12 protein-coding genes are annotated in these 11,684 nt (G+C 43.4%); 2 read left to right on the top strand and 10 right to left on the bottom strand.

The window, feature by feature from the left end:
• Positions 1-2 precede the first annotated feature (2 nt).
• Genes NSQ91_RS09350 through essC form a run of 7 tightly spaced genes read right to left on the bottom strand, consistent with a single transcriptional unit; the run spans position 3 to position 8,498 of the window.
• The gene (locus NSQ91_RS09350; RefSeq protein WP_076303953.1) at positions 3-572 is read right to left on the bottom strand and encodes a hypothetical protein; all 570 of its coding nucleotides are present in this window, start codon (positions 570-572) and stop codon (positions 3-5) included.
• A 5-nt stretch (positions 573-577) separates the two neighbouring features.
• Complete coding sequence (locus tag NSQ91_RS09345; RefSeq protein ID WP_076219075.1) at positions 578-1,627, bottom strand: SAF domain-containing protein; 1,050 nt, start codon at positions 1,625-1,627, stop codon at positions 578-580.
• 21 nt (positions 1,628-1,648) lie between these two features.
• Positions 1,649-2,002, bottom strand: a complete 354-nt coding sequence (locus NSQ91_RS09340; protein ID WP_076279382.1) for a hypothetical protein — start codon at positions 2,000-2,002, stop codon at positions 1,649-1,651.
• 21 nt (positions 2,003-2,023) lie between these two features.
• Positions 2,024-3,484 (bottom strand): hypothetical protein, encoded by a 1,461-nt coding sequence (locus NSQ91_RS09335; RefSeq protein ID WP_076303952.1) that lies wholly within the window; start codon positions 3,482-3,484, stop codon positions 2,024-2,026.
• 27 nt (positions 3,485-3,511) lie between these two features.
• Positions 3,512-3,763: a hypothetical protein gene (locus NSQ91_RS09330; protein ID WP_076104573.1), complete on the bottom strand. Its 252-nt coding sequence runs from the start codon at positions 3,761-3,763 to the stop codon at positions 3,512-3,514.
• 20 nt (positions 3,764-3,783) lie between these two features.
• Entirely contained in the window at positions 3,784-4,491 is a 708-nt protein-coding gene (locus NSQ91_RS09325) for a hypothetical protein (protein WP_076303951.1), read from the bottom strand.
• A gap of 20 nt (positions 4,492-4,511) precedes the next feature.
• Positions 4,512-8,498 (bottom strand): type VII secretion protein EssC, encoded by a 3,987-nt coding sequence (essC, locus tag NSQ91_RS09320; RefSeq protein WP_076303950.1) that lies wholly within the window; start codon positions 8,496-8,498, stop codon positions 4,512-4,514.
• A 582-nt stretch (positions 8,499-9,080) separates the two neighbouring features.
• Between essC and NSQ91_RS09315 the strand changes: the two genes are divergently transcribed.
• Positions 9,081-9,416 carry a potassium channel family protein gene (locus tag NSQ91_RS09315; protein ID WP_076124810.1) on the top strand — a complete coding sequence of 112 codons (336 nt, stop codon included), beginning with the start codon at positions 9,081-9,083 and terminating at the stop codon, positions 9,414-9,416.
• 353 nt (positions 9,417-9,769) lie between these two features.
• Positions 9,770-10,399: a LysE family translocator gene (locus tag NSQ91_RS09310; RefSeq protein WP_076279386.1), complete on the top strand. Its 630-nt coding sequence runs from the start codon at positions 9,770-9,772 to the stop codon at positions 10,397-10,399.
• 61 nt (positions 10,400-10,460) lie between these two features.
• Here the strand turns inward: NSQ91_RS09310 and NSQ91_RS09305 are convergent, their stop codons facing one another.
• Genes NSQ91_RS09305 through NSQ91_RS09295 form a run of 3 tightly spaced genes read right to left on the bottom strand, consistent with a single transcriptional unit; the run spans position 10,461 to position 11,569 of the window.
• Positions 10,461-11,030: a manganese catalase family protein gene (locus NSQ91_RS09305; protein WP_036684067.1), complete on the bottom strand. Its 570-nt coding sequence runs from the start codon at positions 11,028-11,030 to the stop codon at positions 10,461-10,463.
• Between the two features lie 50 nt (positions 11,031-11,080).
• Positions 11,081-11,347, bottom strand: a complete 267-nt coding sequence (locus tag NSQ91_RS09300) for a spore coat protein CotJB (RefSeq protein WP_036684069.1) — start codon at positions 11,345-11,347, stop codon at positions 11,081-11,083.
• 3 nt (positions 11,348-11,350) lie between these two features.
• On the bottom strand, positions 11,351-11,569 hold the full coding sequence (locus NSQ91_RS09295) for a spore coat associated protein CotJA (protein WP_036684070.1): 219 nt from the start codon (positions 11,567-11,569) through the stop codon (positions 11,351-11,353).
• Positions 11,570-11,684: the final 115 nt, after the last annotated feature.

The following is an 11,684-nucleotide window of genomic DNA, read 5'->3' as shown; positions in this document are numbered from 1 at the left end:
ACCTACCCCCGTTTCCTTGCATACTGCCACAGCTTCTTGATGTCTTGCTTTGGAACATCGCAAATTTCAATCAAAAAGTCATTTACAGCTTCGGCAAAATCCTTATCTACCTTAAGATCCACCCTTCCATCATGGACCCAATTAATTCTTCGCTCCGGACTACTGATGTAACTGATTTTCGAAGTAATCACTGGATAATATTTATCCACATACTTCAGCCCAAGTCCGCATTCTTCTTCTATGACAAGCAGTACAGTAGGCATCCGTTTCTGATCCAGCAACTTATCTACGTTCTCCATAGACTGACGGTCATAGGTAGTCGCGAAGACAATAATCTCCTCCTTAAGACCCTCAGGATACCCATGATGCCAGTCATACAGAACGATATCCGGTTTGTCAGCTACGGTTGAATCTGCAATCTTTATACCAGACACTTCGCCTTCAAAATACTGATAATTCCTGCTGTTATCCGAAATAATCATGACATCGTTGTTGAAATAACTTCTCAACAGAATAGCCGCTGCCAGTATGAAATCATGCTTCTCGCAATCCCCTGCAACAACAATGTGCAAATCGGTCACTCTCCTTCCAGCAGACTGTCATCTGTGGCTGCTTCTTTATTCGTCACACCCGTTGAACTCTGGTCTGCACTTGAATCGATCGGCGCTTGATTGGTCCGATCTATCACTCCGTTCACGGATTGGCTGTCATCAACTTTTGCAGCCTCCTCTGCTGCCGCCGCTCCCTGCACAGCCTTTCTCTGGATCACACCACTGCCGCTTGGTGCCTGTGCTCCCACACGAATTCTATCTTCATCCTCCATAACTTCGAGCCGTTTCTCCAGTTCCTTACGAAGATTGGCAGCAAGACTCCACTTGGCCTGATCTATAATGAAAGGATTATCCTTAATTACTCCAAGTACATCCAGATTAGGGACATAATTGACTACAGGTTCAGGCTGAAGCTCCGGTTCTACGTACTGTTTCATATACAGCTCTGCGTTATTTATGTATGCATCCACCAGGGCAGCTTGCAGGAGCTGTGCTTCTTCTTCATTGTCATTAAAAAATGTATATTGATTCGCTAAATCTACGTCCTTCAGCGACTTCTTTCCTACTACTATGTAATCCTCGCCATTTGGAAAAACTATCCGAATATCTACGACATCTTTTTTCGTTAACCGAAGCGGCAGTTTAATATATTCAGTCTCTTCTTTTCGTTCTGAAGGCTCCAATCTCGCTTCATCACGTATCATTTCAGTAGTTACCGCTGTGCCTGATAATGCATCAATCTTCAAGTACTTACCAACAATTGCTTTAGACTCGCTGATCAGATTATCCGGTGAGGAGAATTTGGGTAGCTTCTCTTCCATTACATCCTCAGCAGTAATCACCTCTCCAGCTAGCTTTGGAGATATCAATACATAGGCTGTCTGGGATTGGTCCATATAGCGCTGCAAGACTTCATCTTTATCATTCAGCTGTTCTTCGTAAGCTGCCCGCTCATCGATCAGCTTAGCGTTATAATGGCGATAAGTTGCAAACCATACCCCGGATGTGGCAACGGCAACAAGACAACCTGATAGGATCGTATATCTCAGTATTTTTTTCCGCTTACGTATTGCCACTTCAAGACCTCATTTCCATCCCTATTTAATTTTCCCTGTAGATTTTGCGGCTGCGGCCGCCGCTGCCGCTGCTGCCCGTTCGGAGGCTTGTCTTTCAGCTTCCTTAATTCTGGCTGCCTCTGCTCTCTCTTCCTCCACCTGCAATTTATCTGCATAGTTCATCATATTTGCTTCAATTTGGGCTATGGCAGCTTTAAATTCGTTCATTTTCTTAATCCATTCCTCACAATGCTGCTTAAACTCTTCCCCACCCAAATCTACCCAATAACCAGACACTCCTGTGATTGCCGCTCTCATCTTATCGCTGCACTCCTGGGCAGGGGAGAGAAGTCGATGGCAATCAAAAGCAATGCCCCTAACCATACCTGAATTCATACCCAGCCTCCTGATTTATAATTACCGGCTCTCCGGAACGAATGAAAATCCTATGCCTATTAATAACAAGGTCACAAACAAGACCATCCCAACAATTCCCCAGAGCAACGTTTGCTTGCGAAAGAGCTTTTTCTGAACGGTCAGCAGCTTCATTACCCATTCAACAGCCGCTTTATCTGGATACAAAGGATCTTGATGTGCAGGCATCAGAGTCGTTTGAATTTCTGAAAAATCCTTTTTCAACATTTGTAATACTTCCTGATGTCCATTTTCCAGCAGTAACCTGCACCGCTTGCGCTCGTAAGGATTAAGGGTGTTCAGCTTCTCTTTCAGCAGTTCATACTTCCACATAGCCCCGTTGCCTATCAAAATAGGAATTTGCGAGTTCCACCACAGCTCGAGTCCGCTGGTGCCCTTCCGCTCCCGATGGATATCCACCCATAGAATGATATGCGTGAACTCACTGGCCAAAAGCTCCGAAATATCCCACGAATACCCTCTGCGGTAGAAAGTGACTCCTTCATATTCGAACATGGTAGAAACCGAATCTTCTTTCTCCCCCTTAAAAACAATCTGTTCAAGCGAACTGATTTCGGGCCTGTCATCTCCGCATACCAGAGGCTTCCAGCCCAGTTCTGCCAGACCCGCAGCCAGCAGAAATGCCGCCGCACCTACATCTTCTTCCCCTCCGACACCACAAACTCCGATGACAAGTGGTACATTGCTGCCCAGAATTCTCGTACTTGCTGCTGGTATCGACTCTTCTTCTACCGGAATAGATTGTTCCAGACTCTCCAGCGTTTCCGCTTCGGCTAATGACAGGGTCTCCTTTCTGGCCGGAGGCCCCAGTCTAGGCGGGGTTGATCCTGCCGAAGAGCGAGGAGCAACGGAAGGTCTCCTGTTGGCGGAATCTGCTACAGTTCTGGAACCGGCCGCCACTGACTGTGGACGGGTAAGCGACTCCACCGGTCTCGGAGGAGCAGACGGTGCCTCTTCCACTGCCGCGTCAGAAGCTGCTCTTGATGATGAGCCTTTAAACGATGCAAAAAGGCCTTTCTTTTTCCCCAGGATATGATAATAATCCCTTGTAGTTTTTTTCTCTTTGATCCAGTTTAGAAGATCATCGCCCTGGAATTCCGTAGTGAACTGAAGATCATGTATATTCATATTTACAAGGGTCCGTATAAATTCAATATCCGTTTGCAGCACCGGGTCTAACTGAACAATCAGCCGCGTATGTTTAAGATATTTGCGGATCAGTGTCATGAAACTGATAATATCCGCAGCCTTGACCGGTGTGCCCAGACCCGCGCCGCCCTCCATAATTACAATGGATGAAGGATCGACTTCCTTGCTACTGAAACCACTTATAAAACTATGTAATGTAGAATGTTTACCGGAAATTACATAACCCTCATGCTCCAGTGACCTGGATAGCAGCATTATAAGTTCAGGCGAGCAGACTAAGTGTACGCTTTTCATAGGAATCCTCCTTTACGATCTCCCAGCTCAATAGGGTAAAATACGAACTATGGCTCCGTCCCCTTGTATAATCTCTGCGAGAACAGCATGCGGCCCCAACTCCATCCATTCTTCGCCCGTACGGCTGGCTTCACATTTAAATTCCCAGTTATCCGGAAGCCAGTTGGCTTGCTTAAGTAGCTCGATACATTGCCCTGTAGAAATAGAAAGAGAGACTTCCAAATCCAAATACTTCTCTCTTTCACCTTTAAATACAAAAGTAGTCAGTGCAGTTGACATAGTCTGATCCCCCAGATTTGTTAAGCTTCTTGCAGCCAATTACATAACTCATTAACTACTGCAGGCAAGGATTGCGTGGTTTGACTGACGTCTTCTTCCACCCCACGCAGCAGCCACATTTGTTCTTCATGAATCAACAGGTTCAGTTCGCGAATCACCTGTGCCTCCTCAGTAATGCATTGGATTTCTGCCAAGGAAGTTATGAATGCACCTGCTTGAAGAGATTTCCCCACCCACGTTTCAAGATCTACTTCTTTATTTATCGCTTTTTGTAATTTTTCTTTATCGCTCAATTCCCACACTAAAGGGATTCTTTCAATGACCTGATACATCAGCTCATGTAGTGCATAAATCTCCTGAAGCTTATAGGTGTTACTTTCCGGCTGATGCTCAAGTTCAAACCAAACTTCATCCTGAACAAAATAGAAGACCTTGCAAGTCTGCTGATTTGTATGCATAAGCTGGCAATAATAAGATTTGCAACTGGATGCAACAGCGATACCTCTATGAAGCACTTCATTCACTTTGGCGAGCCCCACAAAATCAACCTCTAAATATCCCTTCACTTCCAGCGACCTCATCTGTGTATCCATTAGGGAGCGTAAATTGCGCTCCGATTCACCTTTAAGATCGATTTCCAGACCTGGAAAACTGGTTCCTCCTATTAAAGCAGTTAAATAGATAATTTCTAAAGGATGCAATTCAAATATTTCACGAGCCGGCTTCATCGCTTTCTTCACCTGCTTATCTATAGTTCTGTAATCATTTTGAGGCGTGAAATGGATCCCTCTGTTAGCAGCATCGCTTCAGTATTGTCCAACACCTCGTTCAGCTCATGGTATTCCAAACCCTCGAGTAGTGATGCATAAGACAAATGATCGTTGGGTCTTCCATCGGACAACAATGCATGTCCACTGTTAATCAGTTCACCCGCAAAATCAGTGACCAAATGCATTTGATTCAGTTCAAACGAATCGCTGCCGACCAGCAGCATTACACCAAGTCCACCTCCAAACCTTGCTATCCGCTCCAAATGATCCAGTGAATCATTCTCCATCAGATCAAAAGCAGACTTAAGATGAGGCATTACAATGACAAGAAGCGGGTACTTAGACAGAATATACTCAGCCTCGTCAAATTCTTCACGATTTTGGGCATCTGCAAAAGCTTGCCGGGCATCATTTTTCCTTAGTTGCAGCTGATCCACCAAGGATTGTGTGAGCTGTAAAAACTCTTCAGCTGTACTCATATAGCGCGTAATCGTTGAACTAGCTTTCAGGCTCGGTATACTGACAGCACCACTGTCAAACAGATGGAATTCCATGTTTATTTCGCCTGCCGATTTATCAAGAGCTTGTATTAAGGCGTTAAATCTAAAGTCCACATGCTTTTGAGTAGTATAAGACACTACAAAATTGCTAACCTGCTTTACATTAATCTCTACCGGAAGTGTAGTATCCCAATCCAGCCCGAGCGGTACCAGATAATTGCCCTGCGGTTGTTCCTTAGGCACACGTTCCAAAAGCTCTGCCAGTGAAAGCTTGTCCGGGATCACTGAAATCCCCATAGGGTTATTCACTCCTGCCACTGCTTTCATCTCCGAACTAATCCGGCGGAGAGAGGCAGCAATCTGATCATCCGAGCTTCCATCCACAGGAAGTGCGGTATGAAATTCCAGAATCCGGTTATCTTTGAGCAGTCCGCGGCCTACGGTATTCGTTGGCTCCATCCCTTCTGTTCTGCCCAGAATACTGGAATAATCCAATCTATCAGACATTTGATATACTAGAGCCTGCTTAATATTCTGGCTGATTCGGTAAGGATAAGAGTTTACAGCATTGGCAGCGAACACGAAGTATATCCCGTAATTACCGCCTTCACGCACCAACTTGGAAAGCTCTAAGATAAAGTCATCATATGCTTCTGAGAATCCTGTGTAATTATCGAGCAGAATAACAATGTAAGGAACCTTCTCTCCAGTGGCCGCACTGTAAGAGACCAAATTGCTGATTCCAAGCTGAGAAAACTTACGTTTGCGTTCATCCAGTTGGGACAACAACCAACTGATCAGTTTTCCAAGCTTCTGTTCATCCTCTGGAAAAATAATATCCCCTACATGTGGAAGCTCGTGGAATACTCCCAAGGTACGTGTACCAAAATCCAATATATAGAAATGAACGTAATCAGGTTCATATTTCAAGGCGAGGGACATGATAATTGTCTTTAACAGTGTTGTCTTACCACTGCTCGGTGCTCCATAAACCAGTAAATGTCCGTCCTGATTAAAATTAATATCCAGATTGTATTGCTCCTGATCTGACGGATTATCAATTCGTCCAACGGTGGCAATAAGATTCTGATCTGGCTGCTTCCATGATTGCCCATCCCAGATCTGATTCTGATCCATAACATCTGCTAAAGTCATGGTCTCCGGAAGTGGAGGCAGCCACAGCTGAAAGGCCTCTCCGATCGATTGCTCAGCAGAAATGGCAGCTATATGATTAACCACAGCCTGCAGCTCACTCAGTTTTGAGACATCATCACTGTTTTTCCCCTTCGGAATCAGGGCTCTGCGTTCACCACTTAGTGAAACGATATCCATCTTGGGACTTCCATCCTGATCTGTCTCCCCAGCTTGATAAGGCGCTCCGCTCCAGGAGGATTGGAACAAAGTGAATACTTCATTATTACCAACTTGCAAATACCCACGGCCTTTTTCTTTGATCTCTGCTGCCTCCGTGCGTTTTAGCATCTCCTGACTATCCGAAGGTGTCTGGACCTTCAGGCATAATTTGAATCTGGAGTTACTCCAGATCTGGTCATCAACTACGCCAGAAGGTTTTTGTGTTGCCAATATTAAGTGAATCCCCAAGCTTCTTCCGACCCGTGCCGCACTGACCAGCTCTTTCATAAATTCCGGTTGATCTGATTTAAGTTCTGCGAACTCATCCACCACTATGATCAAATGCGGCAAGGGAAGGTTAACTTCCTTATTGCGGTAAAGAACGATGTAATTATCAATGCTGGTCACTCCGGCTTCACTGAACAGTCGCTGTCTCCGCAAAAGCTCACTTTTGATGGAGGCAAGAGCCCGATTGATCTGATTACCACCAAGATTGGTGATTGTTCCCACCAGATGTGGAAGCCCAAGAAAAGCGTTAGCCATCCCTCCACCCTTATAGTCAATCAGTACAAAAGCAATCTCATGCGGATGATAATTTACCGCCAGACCCAAAAGTAGGGACTGAAGCAGCTCACTTTTCCCCGATCCGGTGGTGCCGGCTACTAGACCATGTGGGCCATAGCTTTTTTCGTGCATATCGAACAAAAGAAATTTACCACCTGCCCCGAGCCCCAGAGGAATGGACATGGTACGGTTAGCCTGGTTTTTTGACCAGCGCTCCATTACGTTTAGAGACTCTACCTGCTCAACCTCAAAGCTCTCCAGAAAAGTAACCATTGGCGGGATATAGCTGTTATTTTGACCTTCTTTAATTCTGAGCGGAGACAAAGAACGGGCAAAAAACTCCGAATTTTTTTTATCCAGAGAATCGGCAGAAAAATAATCAGCTAAATGACTTAACAGCTGATTAGTATCTTTGCGAACCATCCCCTTACCGCCCTTAATTTCCAGAATAGCCTGGCAATTCAGCGGCAGCGCAACATCAATCTTCTCTGATGTAAAAATGCTGGTCACTCCAAGTGAAGCATTGCCCGAGAGCAAATACTTCATCATATCCGTGCTGTCCCACAGTTCAGGAGCAAAAACCAGAAAAACATAATATGGGGCCTGCATTGGCTGTAGTCCATAACCATTCTTGCTGTTTTCTTCTCTTTTTCTAAGCTCCGGAAGTAATTCATCCGCAATATTAGAGGCATCAAAGGATGTTGTAGCCAAACTTCTTTGGCTTCGATCTTTATTCCATGTATGGGGCAGCCATTTTAACCATTCCCAGTGTTCCAGATCATCAGGCTGCATCACGCATATTACCCTTACATCATCGTACCCTTGGTGTGTTGTTAAATGCACCAGGACAGCATTGAGGAAATCACGAACCTCCTGCTGTTTGCCGTATATTCCGAGCGTATTAATATTCCTTAACGGTATGTAGACTGGAATGTCTCGTACAAAATACATCTCTTCGCATATTTTACTGGCGATTTCTTCAAGTGGGTTGTCGTCATCAATTGCTTTCGCTTTTGAGCTATATGTTGGCACCAGAGCAATCGGCTGGATTCCAGCACCAACCCGGAGATTCAGAAAATCATCTTCAATTCCTGTTTTTTCCCACAGCTGCTTGCTTCTCCCCCGTACGATTTCAACACAAGATTGAATACTTGGATGGATATATGTATAGGCTTCTCGCTGCGTACTCGCGGCACTTTGTAAATCATTACGAACCTGAAATAAGTAGTTGAGATATTTCTTTTCAAGTTTTTTGTTCTGTTCATGATGTTTTTTCACACTAGATTTATAATTTAAAATTGAAACCATGACCGTCAGAAGAGTCATACCCATGGTTGATATCAGCATGGTAAATGACCTGGTCAATGTTGACATAAATATAGAGATGACTAACATCCCGATGGGGGGGACTATAATCGTCAACCATGAGAAGGTTGGTTTTCCCGATGGCCGGGCAGGATCCTCCAAAACCAATTCACCTTCCGGGTAATTTGGTTTAATTCGAGGGGTTCTTTGTACCTGATTGGTTAGCATTTCTTGAGCACTCATCTTTTTCATCACCACTGGATAGGAATTTTGGATTAACAAGAATCATTAGTGTAAATTTTAAATAAAATATAAATTTTTTTCCATTTCAGGATATACATACTGCATTATCGGTTTGAAGACTGAATAGTTTATATTTTCCATAACATTTTTTGCTAAAATGGTTCAAATATCCCCAATAAATAACCATTATTTTCATAATAGTAAAATTACTAGTGTATATAGATCCAGTTCTAAGGTCACCTCATCGTACTTTTCTTTTAGTTCAATTTAAGACATTTGGCACATTTACTTTTTCAAGGTTGTTCATTACTCCTATCCGCTTCCATTGCTAAATAGAAGATTTCAAAGCTTTACTTTGAAATCAACATTCCATAATAGATCCTATGAATCAGAATATTTCTATCAAATTGAAGGAAACTTATGTTCTTAGAAGGAATTTAACTTGGGAGAGAACCAGGAAGTTGCTGCTGACTCTAACTATTTCTCAAAACAAATAAGCAACCTCATAAGAGGCTGCTTGGTTTCAATAGTTTGACTACGATTTGTTATGTATGCTCTAATATAAATGAAGGGTGGAGCTGCATGTTATCATTTTTACTAACTTTAAAACGTTTATTCTCGGGCTTATGGAAAGCGCTCAAACGTAAAAATTTCCAAGCATTATTCTTATTAGTTTTGATGACACTGTTGTCCGGAACCATTTTTTATGTCAAACAGGAAGGTTTGTCTGTCCTGGATGCTATTTATTTCTGCGTTGCAACGCTTAGTACATTAGGTCATCCAACATTTGTTCCCCAGACAGCACTCGGAAAAATATTTACGATCGTTTACATTATTGCAGGCACAGGGTTGTTCTTGGGAATGATCGGGTATATCGCTTATGAACTGATCAAGCAAACCGATAAAGATAACAATTAAATAATGGAATCCAAACTCGTGACAGTATCAAGATCCTTGTTAGCCGAAGCTAATGAGGCTCTTTTTTTTCAAATAATCGCTTATATACTAACTTTCACCTAACTAAATCACATTTTTCATCTCATGTCACCCTTTAATTTTCGAGCAATAATTCATCGGTAAAGAAAATCGAGACCATTAATATTCATCTCTGGCGATCCTCAAATAAATAAAAAAGACCGTCTCTATTAGAGCGGTCGAAAATTTTAGAGCAAATTTGTAATAGATAAATTCACTCAAAAGAATTGCCCCCTATTACTTCATGGTGTAAAATATACTTTCGTTTAATTTGATAAAGGGGGCTTTAAATTTTAATGACTTTATTTCTTACATACGTTTTGCTCGGCTTTTCCATCGCTCTACCTGTAGGTACCATTACCATTGAAATGACCAAACAAGGCTTAAAAAATGGCTTTATGCATGGTTGGATTGTTGGCCTCGGGGGAATGACTATCGACCTCTTCCTAATTCTAGGCTTATACCTGGGTCTAGCCTCTATTCTTTCCATGCCTATCATACAAGTAATCATGTGGTTAGTTGGAGCTTTCTTCCTATGCTACGTTGGATATGACAGCATCAAGAATGCAGATCATGATATTTCCCTTGGAGGAGAGAAGACGTCCAAATCGCTGTTCTCTTCTTACAAAAATGGTTTGCTAGTGGCGATCTCACCAGGAAACCTGGTATTTTGGGTTAGTGTCTTTGGTACCGTATTGTCCGACTCCTTTGACCGTACTAATACGGGCAGCTTTTTGCTAGTGGGATTAGGTATCCTGATTGGTATCCTGCTCCATGATATTGGCCTGATGACGATTGTATCCACCACACGAAAAGCAATGAACCGGACGGCTATTAAATGGGTGACTATCAGCGCAGGTGTTGTATTAATCGGCTTTGGCGGGTATTTCTTCTATCAATTCCTGCGGAGCCTCCATATTTTTTAACGTAAAAAAGCCGTTCTCTTTTAAAAGAGAACGGCTTTAAATGTCTTTTTCACAGAAATCCTTAGAACACCCGCTTCTGATTCCGATCATCAATAATAATCTGCACCGCTTCCTTAAACCGTAATGCATGCACAATCTCCCGCTCCCGCAGGAACTTAAGGCTATCCTGCAGATCCACGTCATCCGTCATGTCAATCAGCCACTGATATGTAGCCCGGGCTTTTTCCTCAGCCGCAATGTCTTCATAAAGGTCTGCCAAAGGGTCTCCCTTAGCTTGAATATAGGCTGCGGTGAATGGAACTCCGCTAGCATCCGTGTAGAACAGGGCATGATCATGCGCTACAAAATGTGGCCCTAATCCCGCTTCCTCTAATTCACATACCGAAGCATCCTTCGTCAGCTTGTAGATCATCGTGGCAATCATCTCAAGGTGAGCGAACTCTTCTGTAGAAATATCGTTCAACACGCCAATAACTTTATCTGGAATCGTGTATCTTTGATTCATATAGCGTAGTGCAGCGGCGAGCTCGCCATCTGCGCCTCCGTATTGCTCACTCAAATAACGCGCCATCCGGACATCACATTTACCCACCCGTACCGGATATTGCAGTTTTTTTTCGTATATCCACATTCGGGAACTTCCCTCCTCTAGAAAAATAGTTCCTTACGGTTATACTCCTCTTACACCTGCCAAGGCCAAGGGGGTTGATTCCATTCCCATGGACATTTAGAATAAGCGCGGCCAAAATTCTGCAGCGGACCATATAACTCCTGAAAATGATTCGCTAGCTTAGTTCGTTCCAGCGTAAGCTGATTAAATTGTTCAATACTTCTCAGATCGTCAGGATGCGTATTTAGGTATAAGTTCAACTCCACTAAGGCAAAATCAAGGGTCTGCAACTGTTCAAGCAATTCATAATAACGTTGGTCGCAAGGATTTGCCTCCATAGTCTATTTCCCTCCTCCTTTGCACTTGGATTCATACGGACTAAATAGTGCTGGCCAGAGCGTTCCATACTTCAGAGCCTCCTGCAAACTAAACTGTGGCAAATCGGGCGGCTGAAAGGTGATAAATTGATTGGGTGGAACTACATACGTCTTGAACGGCACCGGTGGGCAAGGATCAAACGGGCCCCTAAAGGGGGTATACCTCCGCAGCTGTGATTCCATCTTTTTTGTACCTCCTTTGTTCCTGTTCCTTCTTTAAAGACTCTGAACATTACTCCCTTAGCTAACTTATGACAGCAGGACACAATATAAAACGTTATTCACAAAAAAAGCCCAT

This window comes from Paenibacillus sp. FSL R7-0048 (genome assembly GCF_038004505.1).
Classification (GTDB): Bacteria; Bacillota; Bacilli; order Paenibacillales; family Paenibacillaceae; genus Paenibacillus_AQ; species Paenibacillus_AQ odorifer.
The sequence above is the reverse complement of the archived record's forward strand: the minus strand, read 5'-3'. Positions and strand labels throughout refer to the sequence as shown.